We start from the raw sequence: 19,977 nt of genomic DNA, 5'->3' as shown, positions 1-19,977 counted from the left end.
CGACGTGCGCGACGCGGAGATCCTGGTCGGCTACGACGGCTCCACCGACGCCTCGGTGGCTCTCGACTGGGCGCTGGAGGAGGCGCGGCACAGCGGCCAACCGGTGCGGCTGGCGTACGTCTTCGAGTGGTTGACCGTGGCCAGCTGGGTCGGCCCCGGCGTGGCGCCCGGGGTCTGGCCGGACGACACCGCCCGCCGGCAGGTCGACGAGCTGGTCCGCAAGGCGGCGGCCGACGCCGCCGCCGCGAACCCCGGCCTGCGGATCACCGGCGAGGTGTACGACGGGCCGCCCGCCCTGGTGCTGCAGGAACGCTCAGCCGAGGCGGGCATGCTGGTGCTCGGCAGCCGAGGCCACGGTGGCTTCGGTGGTCTGCTGGCCGGGTCGACGGCGATCTCGGTCGCCGCGCATGCCCACTGCCCGGTCGTCGTGGTCCGGGATGGGGCTGGCAGCGCTCCGGCCGACGCGTCGACCGGCCGGGTGGCCGTCGGTGTGGACGGCTCGGGACCGTCGCTGGTGGCGCTCGGCTTCGCGGCCGAACGGGCGGCGCAGCGCCAGGTGCCGCTGCGCGTCCTGCACGCCTGGACACCGGGCCCCGGCGGGGCGGCCGGCGTGCCCGACGAGCAGGCCGCTGTGGAGCAGGCGCTGGAGCCGTGGCGGCGGACGTTCCCCGATCTGGCCGTGACTGTCGACCTGGTCCCGACCAGCCCGGCGGCGATGCTGATCGAGGCGAGTCGCGACGCGCGGCTGGTGGTGGTCGGCAGCCGCGGCCGGGGCGGGCTCGCGGGGATGCTGCTCGGCTCGGTCAGCCAGCAGGTGATCCAGCACGCCGGCTGCCCGGTCGCCGTCGTCCGGGAGCGCTGACCCGAGCGTCAGGCGATGAGCGTCCGGCGCCGGGTGCTGGCGCGACAGCCTCAGCGGGTGGGCAGCGGAGCGAAGCGCAGGCTGCCCAGTCAACGCGGGCTTCGGCGTGCCGCTGATTCGTGAGCGATCGCAGTGCTGAAAACGCGAACGGATGTGGAACGGCTCAGAACTCGCGTCGAACGGGCGACGAGTGCTGGCTTACTCGCACGGCGAGTCGCTACCGGCCGGCCGGGTGGGCCCTCAACGCGAGAGCCCACCCGGCCCGTGGCCGAGTCTTCTAGAAACCCACCGACCTTATTCGCCGATTCCGCAGACGACGCTTTGACGGCAAAGCGATGAGACGTTCAGGCAGCCGGCCGAAATTCAACCTCTACCAACCACGCCTTGACTACAACATCGAACCCTTTCGAACTTACTACCAGAGTTGCCTGCCCCGAAGCGTCGAGGGCCAGATCGACTGCAGATTTTGCGGCAGCAGCGTTCGATTGGTCGTCGAACGGCCACACCAGCGGTAGACGCACACCTGCGATCAGTTCCCAAATTCGCGGCTCGACTGACTCCTTTGGCAGGGCGGAGAGCAGATACAACCTGTCGCTGACGTCCTCGCTGCTGGCGTCGTCAGCGAAAATTTTGAACTTCCACAGCCCATCTCCGGCGGACAGTCGCGCGATGCCCTCAATCGGACCATCACGCCAGTCTGTGATGACCACCGCTTGCAGCCTCAGCAACCCGCGTTGGGCTGCTGTTAAAAGTTCGTCGATCCCGGTCACCGCCGTCTACCAAAAAGCACGTTGAATCCCCTCGCGACACTGGAGTCTACGGGTTTCGGAAGCTCCAGCGTATGGTGCGTTGAGTCGCTCCTCGTCGGCGTGTACCTCAGGCTGAAGCCAGCCTCTTCGATCTCCGTTCGTGTAGCCGTGCTCGCGCCTTCTGCCGTACGAGTTGTCACCGAAACGCCGTGACCAAACCTGCCGCTAGCTTCCGCAGCAGCGGCCGATCGTTCAAGGCGCCCCGTACTTTCCCAACTGGTGCCGAGTCTGGTAAAGCTCTGATCCGCGCTACATGTGCACGCCGTGCCAAACTCCTGCCCAGGTCCGCAATTGTGGACAAGGACCGGAGTAGTGCCGGCCACCACATAGTACGTGTGGATGTCGGCGACCGTCAGGTCGTGCATCGCCTCCAGGCCCGCGTACGACCGGACGGCCTGGACGGTTACCGCTTTGCCATCCAGAGCCCGCAGCGACTCGCCGACCTGCACATCGGCGGCGTCGATCCAGTCCTTCCGGTCCTCGCTCCAGAACGGGTGGTGCTGCGTGGTCTTGATGACGGAAGGCTCTGCGCCGGCCACCACGACCGTCAGGTCCGTCAGGTCCGCATCCTCGTTGCGGTGAGTGCGGGTGACCTCACGAGCCGCGGTCTCGCCGGTCTCCGGGTCGGTGGCGAGGACCTGGTCGCCTTCTTGCAGCTCCTCAATGGCTTTGTAACCACCGCTGGCCAGCACGACCTTCGTCCCCGGCGCAAAGCTGTGCCGTTTGACCAGGCAACTCTCGGCAGCCTCTAGGACATCGTCGGCCCATTTCGTGTCCTGAGACCATTTCACCAGGGCCTTCGCGGCTTTGCCGAGGACCTTGGCCATCGGCTTGGCCTTGCGAATGACCTGGGCGGCCTTACCCCAGGGCAGCATGCCGGCAAGCGAGTAGACGCAGGCCATCAGGTCGCCGTGGATGCAGTCCAGGATGTCGTTGATGCCGAAGAACTCGAGCAGAAGCTGACCACCGGCTTTGATGATGATCGAGATGGCGTTCTGCTTCTTGACCTCCTTGGCCCGCTTGACCTCCTCGTCGGTAGGGCCACCGTTCTTGCCGCCGCCCTTGCCGCCCTTGTCGCCACCGCCGCCGTTGCCGCCACCAGCCTCATGCGCGGCGTGGGCCTCTGCCCAGTCGTCATCGCCGCAACTGCCGCCGCAGCCGTCGTTGTCGCCCGCGACCTCGACGTAGTTGCCGTACATGTCCTCGTAGTCGGCGCCCGGGCCGCAGGCGTCGTCGGAGCAGGCCCGGAGGCCGCTCGGGTCGGAGAACGTGATCGGGCTGTTGTTGCTGTAGGCGTAGGCGTTCCACTGCTGCGGGTCGGCCAGGTCCTGCACCGGGTCAACCGAGATGAACCGCCCGAGACCGGTGTCGTACTGCCGGGCCCCGATGTTGGTCAGGCCGGTCGGGTCCTTGTCGCCTCCGACGAAGCCCTTGTTGTTGGTCCACTGCGGCTGGCTGCCGCGAGGATCGCCGTACGGGGTCTGGCGGCGTACGGTGACCGCCTGCGACGCCGCGTTGATGCCGGTCTGCTGGGTGCCCTGATGGTCGGAGTAGAGCCAGGTCAGCGCGCTCGGCGTACGGTTGGCGACCATCTTGCCGGCAAAGCTGTAGTAGCGGGTGCCGGTGAGGACGGAGTTGTTGTCCCGCCGGATCTCCTGCCCCGGCAGGTAGAGCGTGCTGCCGGTGGCGTCACGCCGGATCAGGCGTGCGCCGTCGGCGCCGTAGATGTTGGTCTCGACGGTCTGGCCGCCGACCTTCACCGTGGCGAGCTTGCCCTCGGCGTTCCACGTGAGGGTCTGCGAGTTCGCCGCCGTCGCGCAGTTGTTCGCGGTGGTGGCCGCCGGCCGGCAGGTCATGTTGCCGACGTTGTCGTAGGCGTACTGGGTGGTGACGGCGGCTTGGCCGGGCGCCTCCGTGGCGACCGAGGTGACGGCGTGTGGCCGTACAACGTTCTTGCCGCTGGCCGGCGTCGTGTAGTCGCGCTTGGTGTCGCCCGCCGCGGTGTGCACCTTCTCCGTGCTGCGGTTGCCGACCGCGTCGAGGGTCCACTCGTGCCAGTACGGTGCCGGCCCACCCAGGTTGAGCACGCTCGGATCCGCCGCGCAGTCCACACCCGTCTTGGGCGTCCAGGCGTTGGTCATCCGACGCAGGTCGTCGTAGCGGAAGCACTGGGTGTCCGCCGTACCGACCTGCGGGGTGTCCTTGATCCAGAGGATGTTGCCGATGGCGTCACGCTTGTAGTTGGCGTCCACCACCGTGCCGGCGCCGGTCTCCGGCTTGACCGTCATCCGGTCGACACGCCGGGTGGTCAGGTCGTAGTAGGTGTTGTCCTCGACGTACACGCCGCCGTCGGTCTTGCGGGTGGTGAGTGTCGGCTCGCCGTACTGGGTGTACTGCTGGCCAATCACGTAACGTCCCACGTTGATCAGGTTCGTGGCCAACTCCGTGGGCAGGCCGGTCGTCGAGTCGTACTTCGTCTCCACCTTCTCGGGGGTCAGACCGCCGCCACCGGGATAGGTGATCGACGTCGGGCTGCCGTCGTACGGGGAGTATTCGTAGGCGTAGGACCAGGTGCCCGCGAGGCTCTGGGCCTCGTTGGTGGGGATGACGTAGTTCGCGCCGTCCGGCTGGTAGCGGTCGGTGAAGTCCTTCACCTGCCACTTGTAGGCGTTGGCCGATCCTGCGGACTCGTACCGGATGCTCTCGGTCAGTTGACCGCGGACCGTCTTGCCGCTGTAGAGCTTGTCGTACTTCCACTCGGCCATCTTGTTGCCAGCCGCGATGCTGTTGGCGTAGAGGCCCTTGCGCCGCCCCATGGCGTCGTAATCGTTCACCAGGACGTTGTTGGCGGCGTCGGTGGTCTTCTCCACCTGGTCGTACTGGTTGTACGACGTCGTGGTGGTGCCCTTGTCCGGGTCCTTCGCGCTGATCTGGCGACCCTTGACGTCGTACGTGTGAAGGCACCGCTGCCGTAGCCCTGGATGCCCTCCAGCTTTCCGTTGACATAGAGCCGGACCTCGCGCCGGGACGCGTCGTAGACGGCGACCAGATGCGTCCACCGGGCCCAGTCGTCTTCCGTCAGGACCCGCGACGTCATCGGGACCTCCACGGTCTGGCCCGAGATGACGTCGTCGTCGGCACCGAAGACGCTGAGACACCACCGGTACTCGGTCGAGCTGCCCACCGTGAAGGCCCGCTGGCCGAGGTAGAAGGCCGACTGTTGACTGCCGGCCTGGCTGACGGCGGTCATGGTGCCCAACGCCTCCGCGTCGGGTCGCACCCAGACCGACACGCTGAAGGACTGATCGGTACGCAGCACACGGCCGTCCTGCCAGACCGGGTTCTGCGGCTCAGCGAGATTGTCCTGGGAGCGCCCATACTCCGTCGTCTGCTGGGCGGGATCCTCGATGCTCTGCCGGTCCAGCGCCAGGAACTTGTCATCGGACAGCGAGCCGAAGTCGACGCCCCGGGTCAGCGCCAGTCGGCGGCCGAACTGGCCGTCCTCCGGCGCGCTGCACAGCGTGGGGTCGGACGACTCCTCGTAGCAGGCCATGCCGCTGGCGAAGCTCCAGTCGCCCACTTTGATCGCCGCGAGCATCCCCGGCTCGTCGAAGCCACCGGAATTCGGGTCCTCGGCGAGCTGACCGGTGAAGTCGTGCGCGACCAGGACCCGGTCATAGACCTGCACGTCGGCCAGGTTGCCCTTGAACCAGTTGATCGAAGAGCCCGCGGCCCACCCGCGGCCAACGGTGAAGATGCCGCCCGCGCTCCAGGCCGTCGCGGTCCGGTCGACCTCGCCGGTAAGCGTGCCGTTGACGTACAGCCGGACCTTTCCGGCGGTCTTGTCGTAGACGCCGGCGAGGTGCGTCCACCGACCGACGTCCGCGGCGGTCAGGGCGGCACTGACCGCGGGTCGGCTGGTGCTGGTGGTCAGGTCGGTGTCCTTCATCATGAACGACCAGCGGGGCGTCGCCGGGGAGCCCTCCAGTCGGGTCCCCAACTGGAACCCCGTGGTGCTGGTGCCCGCCTGCGCGGCGACGACCATGTCGCTCGTGGTCGGGAGCACCCCCAGTCGCACCCATCCCGCCACGCTGAACGACCTGGTGGTGTCCAGTACCGGTCCGGCCGTCGCCAGGGCCGACGAGGTGCCGTTGAACGAGGCGGTCTCACCGCGGATCATCCGCAGGTCCCCCGTCCAGGAGACGCTCCCCGAGGACAACGGGGTGCGGCCCGACGGCGGGGACTGCTGCATGTCGTCGAGCGCGTTCGCCGCCGTGACGCCGGGGTACGTCTCCAGACCCCAGCGGGCGACAGGCGGCGCCGGACGCGCGGCGATGAACTCCTGCGAACCCCGGCCGACGTTGCCGGCGCCGTCGGTGGCCGAGATGTAAAGGGTGTTCAAACCGTACTTCGGCACCACGAGTGAGGTGACCGCCTGCATCACGGGCACCCGGACGCCCAGTGGGTCCTGCCAGATGCCGCTGGTCGCCGCGATCTGCGTGGTGGCCGGGCTGACCCAGCCGTACGCGAACTTCGTCACCGTGAGGTCGGTGGACCGGATCGTGAAGGTGGCCGTGCTGCCCGGCACCGTCGACCCTCCGGTCAGCGTCGCGGTCACCGGTGGGACCTGGGTGTCCGCCAGGAACGTGCACCAGTCGGACCAGACGCTGGTCTGGCTGTACGGAGCGGGGTCGGTGGCCCTGGCACCCGATGTCACTGACTCCCTGTGCGGCGAGCACCGCGGCCTCCCGGGCCGGGTCCAGCCCGATCGAGCTGTGCAGCGGTCGTCCGGCGCGGGAGGGCACGGTGCCGACCTCGCGTAGCCACCGCCAGGTGTCGTCGACAGTCTCGGCCACCGGCCGGCAGGTCAACCCGGCGGCGAGAGCGCGGGTCACGTCCCGCTCCAGCAGCCCCCGGTACGGGTGACCGGTCGGCAGCCAGATCGGCAGCTCGTTCCACGCCTGCACACCGGCGGCGAGAACCGTCGCCGGATCGGAGCTGGTCGGCCTAGCCGACCACGCCCGGCAGCGGCCGGCCGCGCTGTCCGGCGGCCAGCAGCGGCGGGTGGCGATCGCCCGCGCGCTGGCCGCCTCGCCCCAGCTTCTGCTCGCCGACGAGCCCACCGACGCCCCGCTCACCGTAACGCCCCGGCTGCTGCTGCAGGACGCCAGCGGCCTGATCCAGCACGCCAAACTGCCCGGTGGCGGTGGTCCGGGAACGCTGACCTCCGCCGACCTGGAGCGCGGTGTCGAGGGTTTCGGACCGACCTCGGCGGGCGGACCGGCCCGCCGAGGTCGGGACCTGTGGCCCTGCGGTGACACCACCGGTGTGCACATGATGGTGCGGCAACCCCCGCACCACAGCCGTGTCGTGAGGCACGATGAGCAGAGACGGAAAGGTCGTGACCATGAGTCAGGAGAACCAGCTGACCACCGCGCTGGCGGAGGCCGCCGCCACCGCCGGCCACGCCCCCTCGGTGCACAACACCCAGCCGTGGCGTTGGCGGGTGCTGCCCGACGCGCTGGAGCTGCGCTCGGTCGCCGACCGGCAGCTCGCCGCCTCCGACCCGGAGGGCCGGCTGCTCGCGATCAGCTGTGGCACCGCCCTGCACCACGCACGGCTCGCGCTGGCGGCCGAGGGGTGGCGCGCCGTGGTGGAGCGACTGCCCGACCCGGGCGACAGCGAGCTGCTGGCCCGACTGACCGACCTGAGCCAGACAAAGGCGGACCCGGACGCCATGCACATGGTGCAGTGCATGCAGGTCCGGCACACCGACCGGCGGCCGGTCAGCGACGAGCCGGTGCCGTCCACGGCGATCGAGCAGATCACCCGGGCGGTCAACGCGGAGGGCTGCCGGTTGCAGATCCTCGACCGCGACCAGGTGCTGGAGCTGGCCGCGACCGCCAGTCACGCCGACACGATCGAGGCCGAGGACCCGGAGCTGCGCGCAGAGCTGCGTTACTGGACCAGCCGCGCCGGCGAGGGCACCGGCCTGCCGGCGGAGGTGCTGCCCGAGCAGCCGCCGCAGACCACAGTGCCGGGTCGCGACTTCGGCCGCCCCGGCAGCCTGCCCGTGAGTCCCGGCCACGACCGCATGGCGGTGTACGCGATCCTGCACGGCGACGAGGACGAGCGGGACAGCTGGTTGCGTGCCGGGGAGGCGCTGTCCGCCGGTTGGCTGACCGCCACTCGGCTCGGCGTGTCGGTGGTGCCGCTCAGCGCCGCGGTGGAGGTGCCGGGCACCCGGCAGACCCTGCGGCAGATGCTCTCCGTGATCGGCTACCCGTACATCGTGCTGCGGTTGGGCATCGCGGACCCGGCACACTCGGGCCCACCGCACACGCCGCGACTGACCGCCGCGCAGGTGGTCGACACCTCCGCGGTGCGCGGCGGGCAGGGCTGACGGGACGGTCAGCCGGCGAGCACCGCGGCCTCCCGGGCCGGGTCCAGCCCGATCGAGCTGTGCAGCGGTCGCCCGGCGCGGGAGGGCACGGTGCCGACCTCGCGTAGCCACCGCCAGGTGTCGTCGACAGTCTCGGTCACCGGCCGGCAGGTCAACCCGGCGGCGAGAGCGCGGGTCACGTCCCGCTCCAGCAGCCCCCGGTAGGGGTGACCGGTCGGCAGCCAGATCGGCAGCTCGTTCCACGCCTGCACACCGGCGGCGAGGATCGTCGCCGGATCGGTCCAGCGCAGCCGGGCGTCGGCACCGGTGGTAGCCACGCACGCGTCGAGCAGCTCACCCATCGTGGTCTGCCCGGGACGACCGGTCGCGTTGAACGTGCCGCCCAACCGTCGGGCGCCCGCGTCCAACATCCACGCCGCCAGATCGCGAACGTCGACGTACTGCACCGGCAGGTCGACCGGCCCGGGCGCGAGCACGTCGCCGCCGCGCTCGACGCGACGCAACCACCAGGGCAACCGGCCGATGTCCTCCCCCGGGCCCAGGATCAACCCGGCCCGGGCGACCAGCGCGCGGTCGCCGAAGACCTCCCGCACGGCACGCTCGGCACCGGACTTGAGCTGCGGGTAGTCGCCGTCGACGGCGCCCGGGTCGGCGTCCACCACCGGGGAGTCCTCGCTCAACCCCGTGGTGGACGGGTCGGTGTAGACCGACCCGCTGGACACGTACACGAAGTGGCCGATCGCGTCGACCAGGACGCGGGCGGCGTTGCGGGCCGCGCGCGGCGCGCCGTCCCAGGTGTCCACCACCAGGTCCCACTCGCCGCCCGCCAGCGAAGCCAGACCGTCCGGCGCGGTGCGGTCACCCCGCAACCGGTGTACGCCCGGGGGCACCGAGCCGTGCAGACCTCTGTTGAACACGGTCACCGACCAACCCCGCCGCACGGCCTCGGTGACCGTCGCCCCGCCCACGAAACCCGTACCACCCAGCACCAGAAGCCTCATGCGCCCCACAGTGCCGGCGCGGCCCGGCGGGCGGCATCCCGTTTCACCGGTAGCGGATCTGCCCGTGGCAGAACCACCGGGCACGGTGCGGTCCGAAGAGGGACTACCAGGGGGGTGGTGAACGGAAACGGCTCGTCACCGGGTCTTCCGGTAACGAGCCGTCGCATCTCTGGTGGGCGATACTGGGTTTGAACCAGTGACCTCTTCCGTGTCAAGGAAGCGCGCTCCCACTGCGCCAATCGCCCGTGGTGACCACCCGAACCGGCAGCCAGGCCCGTGGGGCGGATCGCGAGCGGACGACGGGATTCGAACCCGCGACCCTCACCTTGGCAAGGTGATGCGCTACCAGCTGCGCTACGTCCGCACGTCCCCGACAACCGCCGGCGACAGGTGAACTCTACCTGATGCCAAGATCGCTTGGCGCGGCCCCCTGGGCGGTTGCGGTTGCACTGGTCGGCAGCGGGGTATTGAGGAATCTCGACAGCACACCACACCCCCTTAAGGAGGCTGTCGTGGGTATCGGCACCAGCATCTTCCTCATCGCGCTCGGCGCGATCCTCACCTTCGCGCTGGATGCGAGCGTCGGCGGCATCGACCTGGACGTGGTCGGCTGGATCCTGATGGGAGCCGGCGTGCTCGGCCTGATCATGACCACGCTGATCTTCAGTCGCCGCCGCCAGGTCGTCACCACCACCGAGCAGCCGGTGGAGTACCGCCAGGTCGAGGAGCGGCGGGACATCGCACCTCCGCTGTGAGGGCTCAGCGTCACGGGCCGGCCGCCTCGATCGAGGTGGTCGGCCCGTGCGCGCGACACCCCACTCAGTCCAGGCAGGTGAGCGCGACCTCGGCGTAGCGCGTCAGCGCCGCCCGGTAGGTCGTAGAGCGCCGACTCCAGGGACTGCGTCGGCGACCCGCTGGTCCTGGTGTGCGCGCTCCATCGACGCGCCGACGATGAGACCTGGTCGTCCTCGGCGCCGAAACCACCGCCCTGGCCTCGTTCGTGCCGGCCTGTCCCCGGGTGTCCGGAATCCCGGCGGAGGGCGTGGCCGCGGCGATCGAACGGGAGATTTTGAGCCAGCCTGATCCGCTCGACTTCGCACAGAACGTGGTGTGCGGGCGAAGCGGAGAGCGCGTGGTCAGCGAACCCGAACGGGTCACGGGGTGCGGAAACCATTGACTACGGGGTTCAGACAGCGTTGTCTTTCACTGGCCCTGGGGAGGTACAACAGTGATCGATGATGTGTCCCTCGTATTCTGCGTGACCGCCGACGTGTCGGTGCGCGAGCGGATGGTGCGGCGCCTGAACGGCCTCGGCACCCTGGTGATCTGCACCGACCTCGCGGAGTTGCAGGCGATGATCGGCCCGCCGGCCAGCAGCCGGCCGGCGCGGCTCTCCACCTCCGCGACCGTTCCCACTCCCGCCGCAGCCGCTCCCGCCGTCACCGCCGGCCGGACCAGTCTCGGTGACCTCACGATCGACCCGCTCGGCCATCTGGTGACGTGGCGTGGACAACCGCTGGCCCTGACCCGACTCGAGCGTCGCCTGCTCACCCAGCTCGCCACCGCACCGCTCGGAGTCTGGACGTACGAGAGACTCTTCGAGTCGGTCTGGGGCTGCGCGTACCTCGGCGACACGTCGATCCTGCACTCGGCCGTCAAGCGGTTACGCCGCAAACTGCGCGCCGCCGACGACACCCTGCGCGTGCACACCGTTCGCGGGATCGGTTACCGGCTCAGCGTCGGATGAGCCCCAGGGATAAGCAGAACGGCTCGTCACCGGGCTTTCGGTGACGAGCCGTTCTCTGTGGTGGGCGATACTGGGTTTGAACCAGTGACCTCTTCCGTGTCAAGGAAGCGCGCTCCCACTGCGCCAATCGCCCGTGCTTGTTGCCGAGGTGGGGACGGGATTTGAACCCGCGTAGACGGCTTTGCAGGCCGTTGCCTCGCCTCTCGGCCACCCCACCGAGGTTGCCCCCGTCATGCGTGGCGGCAGCTCCGAGCGGACGACGGGATTCGAACCCGCGACCCTCACCTTGGCAAGGTGATGCGCTACCAGCTGCGCTACGTCCGCACGCCCCCGAACGTTCCCGGGTGACGGATGAGAACTTTAGCCGAGCCGGTGAACGACTGCCAACTCGGGGTCGCCTCGGCGCGTCCCGCCCTCGGCGCGGGTGGAATCAGCACCCTCCCGCAGGGCTTCCTAGGGGGCTGGCCTGATGCTGCCATTCGTTGCGGACGGTCACCCTCCGAAACCATTAGGCAATCATCGTCATCATCATGTCGCAGGTCGCGAGAAGGGTGTACGCGCGCATCAGCTCGTGCCGGCGGACCTCGACGGACACTCCTTGAAGAACGACCGACGAGGGCCTGAGAAAGTGTCCGGCTTCCGACTGTGGCAGCGCGGATCAGGGCGTGGTGGTAACTGTTCGTGTTCACTCGGATGGGTTACGGTAACGGTCGTGACGAGACGTGCGGCCGAGATCCGCCTGGATGCCCTGCTGCGCACCGCCTGTGACGTGATCGTGGAGCGCGGGCTGGCCAATACCCGAACGGCGGATGTGGCGCAGGCCGCCGGCGTGAGTCAGGCACTGGTTTTCTACCACTTCGCCACCAAGGAACGGTTGCTCTCACAGGCCTTCGCGTACGCGGTCGAGCAGGATCTCGCCCGACTGGACGTGGTGACCCGGTCCTCGGCCCCACCGCTGACCAAGCTCCGCCGGATCCTCAAGCTCTACACCCCGGCCGGCCGTGGTGCCTCGTGGTCGATGTGGATCGACGGCTGGTCCGAGTCGCTGCGTACGCCGGAGTTGGAGAAGGTCTCCCGCCGACTCGACCTGCGCTGGCGTCAGGACCTGGCGGCGGTGATCTCGGCGGGCGTGGCCGACGGCACCTTCCAGTGCGCCGACCCGGACGGGGCCGCCTGGCGGATCAGCGCGGTCATGGACGGCCTCGCCGTCCAACTCGCCGTGCACGACCGGGTGATCTCCCGCCGGCAGTTCGGCGAGTGGGTCCGGCTGGTCACCGCCCGGGAGCTCGGCCTCGACCCCACCGACCTGGACTGAGCCGGGCGGCCAGCGCAATCACCCACACCAGGCCGGGCAAAACGGCTCGGCCCGCCCCGTGGACCGGAACAATCGGCAGCATGGATCTGCTGGAGGCGTACCGCCGGAGCCTGGCCGAGTTCGTCGACCGGGTGGACCAGGTCGAGCCCGGCCAGTGGTCCGACCCGACACCCTGCTCGGACTGGGACGTGCGCACGCTGGTCAACCACGTGGTGAACGAGGACCGGTGGAGCGTTCCGCTGCTGGCCGGCCGGACCATCGAGGAGGTCGGCGACCGACTCGACGGTGACCAGCTCGGCGCCGACCCGATCACGGCGGCGCGGGAGGCGGCCGCGCAGGCCGAGATCGCCGCCACCCATCCCGGCACGATCGACCGCACCGTGCACCTCTCCGGTGGCGACACCCCTGCCGCGGAATACCTCCAGCAACTCCTCGCCGAGCACCTCATCCACGGCTGGGACGTGGCGGTGGCGATCGGCGTACAGCCTCGGCTCGACCCGGACGCCGTGCGCGTGGCCGCACGGTGGTTCGCCAACGAGATCGACGACTACCGGCGCAACAACCTGGTCCGGACCGGGGTGCGGGTGCCCGACGACGCCGACGAGCAGGACCACCTCCTGGCCGCCTTCGGCCGCGACCCCGACTGGGCGCCGAGCGACTGACCCCTCCCGCGGCGTCACGCTCCGGCGATGGACGCCCCGTGTGCCGTCGCCGCCGTTGGGACGAGCACCCCCATACATCACCCGCCGCCACAGCGGCGGCACCAGCTCGACGGCCGCCACCGTAGGTGGTGGCCGTCGTCGTGCGCGACGTGGAATGCCCGTAGCCGGTCGTCGCCGATCAGCATGTCGATCACCGGAACCCGGGCGAAGACTTCGAACTCCTGGCCCGTGGGCGCCCCCAGCCCTTGCCGCCATCACGATCGACTGATATCCACAGATGCACATGCGTCATCGCGCACTGACGGTCGGCGATTCGCCGGCCATCCCGCTCCCACGAGGAGGTCCCGTGCCACAACCGGAGTGGTTACCCCCGATGAGCCGGCGTCGACGCCGGCTCATCGCCGTCCTGGCAACGACGGCGACGGTCGCCGCGCTGCTCCCCACCGGCGTAAGCACCGCGGCCCCCACCGGCAACGCGGCGTCCGCCGCGCGCAGTTCCGGACCGTTCGCAGAGGGCCACGAGCCCGCAGACGTCGACAACCGCACCGGTACGGCGGCACCCGACGCCCGCCAGCGCGGCCTGGCCCGCGCCGCCGACCCCGACGTCCGGTGGAACCGACTCGGCACCCCGCAGGCGCTCGGCCCCGGTCGTACCCCTCTCGCCACCGGGCTGCCCGCCGACCCGGAGGCCGCCGCACGCGCCTACCTGACCGCCAACCGCGACCTGTTCGGGCTGGACGCCGCCTCGGTGGCCGCCATGGAACGCGTGCTGGTCCGGCCGATCGGCAGCGGTGCCGTGGTCACCCTCCGGCAACGGTTCGGCGACCTGCCCGCCGGGCCGGACGGCCTCGTCACCCTCGCGGTCGCCAAGGGCACGGTGCTCTCGGCCAGCTCCTCGCTGGCCCGCAACACCGGAACACCGGCACCCGCGACCCGCACCGCCGAGCAGGCGTACGCCGCCGCGCTCGCCGACGCCAAGCTGACCCCCGGCGCGGTGGCCAGTCACACCATCCGGTCGGTGGCCGTACCCACCCCGCTGGACGGGCCACGGGCCGCCTACGAGGTGACCATGATCGGCGCGGACACCGAGCACCCGGCCGCGTTCACCACCTACGTGGACGGCAGCACCGGGCAGGTGCTGGTCCGCGAGGACCTTGTCGACTTCGACTCCGACAACCCGAGTTGGGCGGTCTTCCCGGCAACCCCGCCCCGCGACCTCGGCCCCGGGCAGGACCCCCGGGTGCGCTGGTGCGGCGACCCGGCACCCGGCTGCCAGGCCGCCTGGCGCGACCCGGCCACCGGCCAGCCGTGGGACGTCGACGCGGCCACCGGCACGCCGACCTTCACCTCGCGCGGCAACTCGGCCAACACGGTGCTCTCCTGGGGTGCCGGCACCCCCGTCGTCCCGGCGCCCACCAGCCCGGACCGTCGCTACGAATACCCCTTCACCGACCAGTGGCACCAGTCGAAGTGCAACCCGGAGGTGTTCACCTCCGCCCAACGCAACGACGCCGACGCGTCGATCGCCAACCTGTTCGCCATGCACAACCGGATGCACGACTGGTCCTACCAGTTGGGCTTCACCGAGTCGGCGTGGAACCTCCAGGCGGTCAACCTCACCCCGGCCGGGCTGGGCGGTGACGCCGAGCAGGGCCGTGCCCAGCAGGGCGCGCTGACCGGCAACCGGAACAACGCCAACCAGGGCACCCCGCGAGACGGGCTACCGCCGACCACCAACATGTACCTGTGGCAGCCGCAGGCGGGCGGGCCGTACCCGCCGTGTGTGGACGGCGACTACGACATGACGGTGATCGGCCACGAATACACCCACGCGATCACCAACCGGATGATCGCCGGCCCGGACAGCGGGATCAGCGGCCACCAGGGCGGGGCGATGGGTGAGTCGTGGGGCGACCTGCTCGCCGCCGAGTACCTCTTCCAGCACGGGCTGCGCGCGCCCGGCGAGACGCCCTTCATCACCGGCGGCTACGTCACCGGCAACCTGGTCAGCGGCATTCGCAACTACGACCTCAGCCGCAGCCCGCTCAACTACTCCGACATCGGCTACAACACCGGCGGTCCGGCCGTGCACGCCGACGGGGAGATCTGGGGCGCCACCAACTTCCGGGTCCGCTCCGCGCTGGTCAAGCGGTACGGCCTCGGCACCCCGCAGCGGCAGCTCGACTGCGCACAGGGGAAGGTCACCGCCGACCAGTGCCCGGGCAACCGGCGCTGGTCGCAACTGGTGTTCGACTCGTTCCTGCTCCAGGCCGCCAGCCAGGTCAGCATGCTCGACATGCGGGACAACATGCTCACCGCCGACCTGCTCCGCTTCGGTGGTGCCAACCAGGACCTGATCTGGGCCGAGTTCGCCCGCTCCGGGATGGGCCGGGACGCCGCAACCAACGGCGCCACCGACACCGACCCGACGCCGAGCTTCGCCTCGCCGCGTGGTGGCAACGCCACGCTGACCCTCCGTCCACGCGGGGACAGCGCCGACGCGCCGATCCGGGTGTACGTCGGGACGTACGAGGCGCGGGCGACGCCGATCGCTGACACCGACCCGGCGACGCCGATCCCGGACACCGTGGAGATGGTGGCCGGCACGTACGACCTGCTGGCCGTCGCGCCCGGCTTCGGGCACCAGCGGCTCAGCGTGGTCGCCCGGGCCGGTCAGGACGGGTACGTGGACCTGCGGATGAGCCGTAACCTGGCGTCCACCGCGTCCGGGGCGACGATCACCGGCGACGGGGTCAACCTGGACCGGGTCGCCGACGACACCGAGGCGACGAACTGGGCCTCCCTGGACGGGGTGGCCGGCCGGCAGCTCACCGTGGCGCTGCCCGGGGGCGCCCCGCAGACCGTCAAGCGGGTGAACGTCAGCGCGATGCTGCGCCCGGCGATCGCCGGCGACGCCGACACCGGCAGTCAGAACGCGCTCAGCGCGATGCGCTCGTTCGCGGTGTCCGCCTGCAACGCGACGACCACCGACTGCGCCGACCCGGCGCGGTGGCAGCGCATCTACACCAGCGCGGGCGACGCGTTCCCCGGCGGGGCGTACCGGGCGTACAGCCGGGACATCAACCTCCGGACGTTCGCGGTGCCCAGCACCGTCGCCACCCACCTGCGACTGGAGGTGCTGGCGAGCCAGTGCACCGGTGGCCCGCACTACGCGGGCGAGCAGGACGACGACCCGGCCACCACGACGGACTGCGCGACGGCCAGTCCGGCCCGATCGCAGGTCAGGATCGCCGAGTTCCAGGCGTTCTCCAACTGAGAAACCGTGGGGGTCGGCGGCAGGTCCGCCGGCCCCCACGGCCCTGAGGTCAGCGGCGGGCCGGTCGCCAACGGTCGGCGGTGGCGGGCCGCTCCCAGCGCCGGTCCACCGGTGGGACGTCGGGCTCCGCAGGATCTCCGCCGGCGGCCCGGGTCAGGTGCCGTAGCCGCAGCAGCAACCCCATTCCGAGGAAGAGCAGCAGCCCGCCGAGCAGGAACGCGGCCTGCACCACCCCGAACCCGCCGGTCTGCGAGACCGGGCGTCCGGGCGCCGGTGGCGCGGCGTCGACCGGGTAGTCCCCCACCGGCTCATCCACGGACGTGCTCTCCTCCTCGGCCGGCGCGCTCGGTGTCTCGCTGGGCTCCGACGGGGTGGCGGTCGGCTTCGGCGTGCTGGTCGGGGTGCCACCCGGACCCACCACCGAGCGGGTGGCCGTCTGTCGGGCCAGCAGGCGCGCGTTGGCGTCGTACGCCTCGGCGGCGAGAGTGACCCGCCCCTGGGTGACGTCCTCGGCGAAGGCCACCCGGTAGCGGGCGGTGACCGTGCGCCCCGGGCAGAGCGTGCCCGGGTCGAGCTGCCGGTCGGTCAACCGGGCCACGTCACCGTCGGTCTGAATCTGCAGCGGGAAGTCACCGGTCTCCTCCACCCGGTCCATCTTCACCTGGTCGAGCCGGAGGCCCTGCACGCTCAGCACCATCGACCAGCGCACCTTCACGCAGCCCCCGCGCCGGTCCGTCCGGGAGACGACGGCGGACACCGTGCGCACCTGCTCGCCGGCGGTGAACCGGGCCGGCAGCCCACTCAGTTCGGTGCTGAACGCCGCCTGCGCCGGTGCGGCCAATGCCAGCTCCACCCCGCTCAGACAGGCCAGCACCACCCCTACCCGCACCGCATTCCGCCACACCGTCACCACCGCCGCCCTCCGTTCGGTCGTCTCCACTGAGCAACGCTAGGAGCGGCCCCCCGGCCGGACCAGACGGGTGTGTTCGCACCGACCGGCAAGGACGGGGTGGGTTTTCACCGACGGTGGTGAACCGGTCACCGCTCCCCCGCGACACGCCGGACACCGGGCCGCTGGGACAATCGGCGACGTGTCCGAGCTCTCCAGCACGTTCGTCCGGCTGCACGCCCGGCTGGCCCCGGTCCCGTTCGTCCCCGAGGTGCGGCTGCACCAGGCGGACGAACCGATCGGCCTGTGGGAGCTGACCGAGGGCGAGTTCTCCACCGACCGGCCGCCGCCGTTCTGGGCGTTCGCCTGGGCCGGCGGGCAGGCGCTCGCCCGCTACGTGACCGACCACCCGGAGCTGGTCGCCGGCCGCCGGGTGCTCGACCTCGCCTCCGGCTCCGGCCTGGTGGCCATCGCCGCCGCCCGCGCCGGCGCGGCGTCGGTGCGAGCCGTCGAGGTGGACGAACTGGCGGTGGCGGCGGTCGCCCTCAACGCGGAAGCCAACGGGGTACGCGTCGACGCCGAGTTCGGCGACATCCTCGACGGCGACGCCGGGGACGCCGAGGTGGTGCTCGCCGGTGACGTCTTCTACAGCGACGCGATGGCCCGCCGGGTGCTGCGGTTCCTGCTGCGCGCCACCCGGGCCGGCGCACCGGCGCTGGTCGGTGACCCCGGCCGGGCGTTCCTGCCCCGGGACCGCTTCGACGAGCTAGCGGCGTACGACGTGCCGGTGCCGGAGGCTCTGGAGAGCGTGCGGGTGAAGCGCACCACCGTCTGGAGGTTGCGCGCCGGGCTGCCGGGAGCCCCCGGCTAGCGTGTCCGGGTGCTGTTCCGCAGCTGGGCGCAGGTGACCGACCCCGCATGGCCGGACGTGGCCCGGGTGCCGGACCACGTCGGCGGCACGCACCTGGTCGTCACCCGGCACGCGCTGGTCCGTCAGGTCCTCGCCGACCCGGTCACCTATCGGCCGGACAACGCGCTGGACGCGGTGACGCCGATGCCGGTGACCGCGCTGCGGGTGCTGGCCGGGCACCGGTTCCGGCTGCCGCCGACCCTCGCCAACAACTCGGGTGCGAGCCACCCGCAGATCCGGGCGATCGTAGCGGACGCGCTGCACCCCGCCCGGGTCGCCGCGCAGCGGCCCTGGCTGACCGCGCTGGTCCGGGACCGGGTCGCTCGGCTCGGCGCGGCCCTCGACGCTGGCGAACCGGTCGACCTGTACGCGGACCTCGCCGCCGACCTGCCGCTGCTGGTGCTGGCCCGGCTGGTGGAGCTGCCGGACGCCCCGGTCGGCGCGGTCAAGGAGTTCGCCCGTGCCGCGTTGGAGTTGTTCTGGGCCCCGCTGGACGTCGACCGGCAGGTGACGCTCGCCGCCGAGGTGGGGCGGTTCCACCACGTACTGCGCGACTTCGCGACCACCGGCGGCGGGTTGGCCGCCGAGCTGCGCGCGGCCGGGCACCCGCCGGACGTGGTGGTGGGCGCGCTCTTCTTCCTGCTGGTCGCCGGGCAGGAGACCACCTCGCAGTTCCTCACCCTGCTGCTGCACCGGCTGGCCGGCGAGCCCGCGGTCCGGGCCGGCCTGCGCACCGGCGAGGTCGCGGTGGCCGACGTGGTGGAGGAGGGGCTGCGGCTGGAGCCTCCGATCGTCACCTGGCGGCGGGCGGCGGCGACGGACAGCACGCTGGGTGGCACGGCGGTGCCGGCCGGCAGCAGCCTCGTGCTGTGGCTGGGTCGCGCCGGCCGGGACCCGGCTGTCGTGCAGTCCCCCGACGAGTTCCGCCCCGGTCAGCGCGGGTCGCGCCGGCACCTGGCATTCGGGGCGGGCGCGCACCGCTGCGTCGGCGACGTGCTGGCCCGCATGGAGGCGGCAGTGGTGGTGGCCGAGGCAGCGCCGCTGCTGGACGGGGTGCGGGTGGTACGTCCGCCCTGGTGCCCGGACAATCTCACCTTCCGGATGCCCGACGCCTTCGTCGTCCGGCGCTCGTCGGGGGCACCGGCCTGAGGAGATCCTGATCTCTGTTCGGTAGGTTTCCGGGCGTGTCAGCGACCCCTGCGCGTCGGATCCTCGCCGTCGTAACACTTCTGGCCCTGCTGGTGCTGAGTGCCTGCACAGCCGGACCGGCGTTGCACGTCCGACGGATCGCCACGGACCAGCCGGCCCTGTCCGCCTCGCCTGCCGCGCCGTCGACGTCGACCTCGCCGTCTCCGACGACGAAGCCCGCGCCCGGGAGCCTTGACTGGTACGTGTCCCAAGTGCCGACCTTCCCCGAGGCGCCGCCGCCGCAACCGGTGCCGCTGCCCGAGACCGGCGCGGCCCAGTTCTGGCACCGCCTGCCGACCGATCAGAGGGTCGCCTTCATCACCATCGACGACGGTGGGCTGGCCCGTCCGCCCGAGGTGGCCGAATTCATCTGGCGGGCGCACATCCCGGTCACGATGTTCCTGAACTCACCGGCCGCCGAGGAGCACGACGTCTACTTCCGGCAGATCATCGTGGCGGGCGGGGTCGTCGAGAACCACACCATCACGCACAACTCGCTGGCCGGCCGGTCGTACGACCGCCAGAGGCACGAGATCTGCGGTGCCGCGGACAAGCTGGAGGCGCTGTTCGGCAAGCGACCGACGCTGTTCCGGCCACCGTTCGGCGAGCACGACACCACCACGTTGAGGGCCGCGCACGACTGCGGCGCGAAGGCGGTCTTCCACTGGACCGAGACCGTGCACGAGGGCAAGGTGCGCTACCAGACCCCGGAGAGGCTCGTCCAGCCCGGCGACGTGCTGCTCATGCACTTCCGGCCGGCGCTGATGGACGACCTGCTCGCGGCGCTGAAGGCGATCCACCGGGCCGGGCTGACACCGGCCCTGCTGGAGGACTACGTCCGCTGACCGACCCGGCCGCGACCTGACGAAAGTCAGGGTCCGGTGCTGCCGTTCGGGCGCGGTGCGGCAGGGGGC

General features: G+C 71.0%; 15 protein-coding genes, 5 tRNA genes and 2 pseudogenes. 11 read left to right on the top strand and 11 right to left on the bottom strand.

The genetic code is table 11. The annotated features are described in order from the left end of the window. Positions 1-4 precede the first annotated feature (4 nt). Positions 5-862, top strand: a complete 858-nt coding sequence (locus tag FBZ33_RS07045; protein ID WP_141908416.1) for a universal stress protein — start codon at positions 5-7, stop codon at positions 860-862. 344 nt (positions 863-1,206) lie between these two features. On the opposite strand, the gene FBZ33_RS07040 is transcribed toward FBZ33_RS07045, so the two are convergent. From FBZ33_RS07040 to FBZ33_RS33250, 4 genes and pseudogenes are all read right to left on the bottom strand, one after another. Then, on the bottom strand, positions 1,207-1,632 hold the full coding sequence (locus tag FBZ33_RS07040) for a hypothetical protein (protein WP_141908415.1): 426 nt from the start codon (positions 1,630-1,632) through the stop codon (positions 1,207-1,209). Further along, positions 1,629-4,541, bottom strand: coding sequence for a polymorphic toxin-type HINT domain-containing protein (locus FBZ33_RS33260; protein ID WP_255508740.1), 2,913 nt, complete (start codon positions 4,539-4,541; stop codon positions 1,629-1,631). The genes FBZ33_RS07040 and FBZ33_RS33260 overlap by 4 nt, the downstream gene beginning before the upstream one ends. Beyond that, on the bottom strand, positions 4,502-6,388 hold the full coding sequence (locus FBZ33_RS33255; RefSeq protein ID WP_255508739.1) for a LamG domain-containing protein: 1,887 nt from the start codon (positions 6,386-6,388) through the stop codon (positions 4,502-4,504). Before FBZ33_RS33255 ends, FBZ33_RS33260 begins: the two co-directional genes overlap by 40 nt. A 10-nt stretch (positions 6,389-6,398) precedes the next feature. Further along, positions 6,399-6,656 (bottom strand): annotated as a pseudogene (locus FBZ33_RS33250) (reductase); the annotation flags it as partial. A 10-nt stretch (positions 6,657-6,666) separates the two neighbouring features. Between FBZ33_RS33250 and FBZ33_RS07020 the strand changes: the two are divergent. Further along, positions 6,667-6,795 (top strand): annotated as a pseudogene (locus FBZ33_RS07020) (ATP-binding cassette domain-containing protein); the annotation flags it as partial. Between the two features lie 283 nt (positions 6,796-7,078). After that, positions 7,079-8,074, top strand: coding sequence for a nitroreductase (locus FBZ33_RS07015; protein ID WP_141908413.1), 996 nt, complete (start codon positions 7,079-7,081; stop codon positions 8,072-8,074). 8 nt (positions 8,075-8,082) lie between these two features. Here FBZ33_RS07015 and FBZ33_RS07010 read toward each other — a convergent pair whose 3' ends face one another. From FBZ33_RS07010 to FBZ33_RS07000, 3 genes are all read right to left on the bottom strand, one after another. Beyond that, complete coding sequence (locus tag FBZ33_RS07010; RefSeq protein WP_141908412.1) at positions 8,083-9,075, bottom strand: NAD-dependent epimerase/dehydratase family protein; 993 nt, start codon at positions 9,073-9,075, stop codon at positions 8,083-8,085. A 170-nt stretch (positions 9,076-9,245) separates the two neighbouring features. Next, positions 9,246-9,320, bottom strand: a tRNA-Val gene (locus FBZ33_RS07005). A gap of 46 nt (positions 9,321-9,366) precedes the next feature. After that, positions 9,367-9,439 (bottom strand) — tRNA-Gly (locus tag FBZ33_RS07000). A gap of 148 nt (positions 9,440-9,587) precedes the next feature. On the opposite strand from FBZ33_RS07000, the gene FBZ33_RS06995 reads away from it, so the two are divergent. Then, positions 9,588-9,830, top strand: coding sequence for a DUF6458 family protein (locus FBZ33_RS06995; RefSeq protein WP_088946900.1), 243 nt, complete (start codon positions 9,588-9,590; stop codon positions 9,828-9,830). 515 nt (positions 9,831-10,345) lie between these two features. After that, entirely contained in the window at positions 10,346-10,822 is a 477-nt protein-coding gene (locus FBZ33_RS06990; RefSeq protein WP_255509109.1) for a winged helix-turn-helix domain-containing protein, read from the top strand. Between the two features lie 58 nt (positions 10,823-10,880). Here the strand turns inward: FBZ33_RS06990 and FBZ33_RS06985 are convergent. From FBZ33_RS06985 to FBZ33_RS06975, 3 genes are all read right to left on the bottom strand, one after another. Continuing rightward, positions 10,881-10,955: transfer RNA gene (locus tag FBZ33_RS06985), tRNA-Val, on the bottom strand. Between the two features lie 13 nt (positions 10,956-10,968). Then, a tRNA-Cys gene (locus FBZ33_RS06980) sits at positions 10,969-11,039 on the bottom strand. 34 nt (positions 11,040-11,073) lie between these two features. After that, positions 11,074-11,146, bottom strand: a tRNA-Gly gene (locus FBZ33_RS06975). Between the two features lie 388 nt (positions 11,147-11,534). Between FBZ33_RS06975 and FBZ33_RS06970 the strand changes: the two genes are divergently transcribed. From FBZ33_RS06970 to FBZ33_RS06960, 3 genes are all read left to right on the top strand, one after another. After that, positions 11,535-12,137, top strand: coding sequence for a TetR/AcrR family transcriptional regulator (locus FBZ33_RS06970; protein ID WP_088946899.1), 603 nt, complete (start codon positions 11,535-11,537; stop codon positions 12,135-12,137). An 80-nt stretch (positions 12,138-12,217) separates the two neighbouring features. Beyond that, positions 12,218-12,799 (top strand): TIGR03086 family metal-binding protein, encoded by a 582-nt coding sequence (locus FBZ33_RS06965; protein ID WP_088946898.1) that lies wholly within the window; start codon positions 12,218-12,220, stop codon positions 12,797-12,799. A gap of 346 nt (positions 12,800-13,145) precedes the next feature. Beyond that, positions 13,146-16,076 carry a M36 family metallopeptidase gene (locus tag FBZ33_RS06960; RefSeq protein ID WP_185755226.1) on the top strand — a complete coding sequence of 977 codons (2,931 nt, stop codon included), beginning with the start codon at positions 13,146-13,148 and terminating at the stop codon, positions 16,074-16,076. A gap of 49 nt (positions 16,077-16,125) precedes the next feature. On the opposite strand, the gene FBZ33_RS06955 is transcribed toward FBZ33_RS06960, so the two are convergent. Further along, the gene (locus FBZ33_RS06955) at positions 16,126-17,016 is read right to left on the bottom strand and encodes a hypothetical protein (RefSeq protein ID WP_255508738.1); all 891 of its coding nucleotides are present in this window, start codon (positions 17,014-17,016) and stop codon (positions 16,126-16,128) included. A 151-nt stretch (positions 17,017-17,167) separates the two neighbouring features. On the opposite strand from FBZ33_RS06955, the gene FBZ33_RS06950 reads away from it, so the two are divergent. Genes FBZ33_RS06950 through FBZ33_RS06940 form a run of 3 tightly spaced genes read left to right on the top strand, consistent with a single transcriptional unit; the run spans position 17,168 to position 19,908 of the window. After that, a complete protein-coding gene (locus tag FBZ33_RS06950; RefSeq protein WP_088946896.1) occupies positions 17,168-17,836 on the top strand; it encodes a methyltransferase in 669 nt (222 codons plus the stop codon). A 9-nt stretch (positions 17,837-17,845) separates the two neighbouring features. Further along, positions 17,846-19,024 (top strand): cytochrome P450, encoded by a 1,179-nt coding sequence (locus tag FBZ33_RS06945; RefSeq protein WP_141908411.1) that lies wholly within the window; start codon positions 17,846-17,848, stop codon positions 19,022-19,024. Between the two features lie 35 nt (positions 19,025-19,059). Continuing rightward, on the top strand, positions 19,060-19,908 hold the full coding sequence (locus FBZ33_RS06940) for a polysaccharide deacetylase family protein (protein WP_255508737.1): 849 nt from the start codon (positions 19,060-19,062) through the stop codon (positions 19,906-19,908). The last annotated feature ends 69 nt before the right edge of the window (positions 19,909-19,977 follow it).

The organism is Micromonospora sp. A202 (assembly GCF_006715105.1).
Lineage (GTDB): Bacteria > Actinomycetota > Actinomycetes > Mycobacteriales > Micromonosporaceae > Micromonospora > Micromonospora zamorensis.
This window is presented reverse-complemented; position numbering and strand designations above follow the sequence as displayed.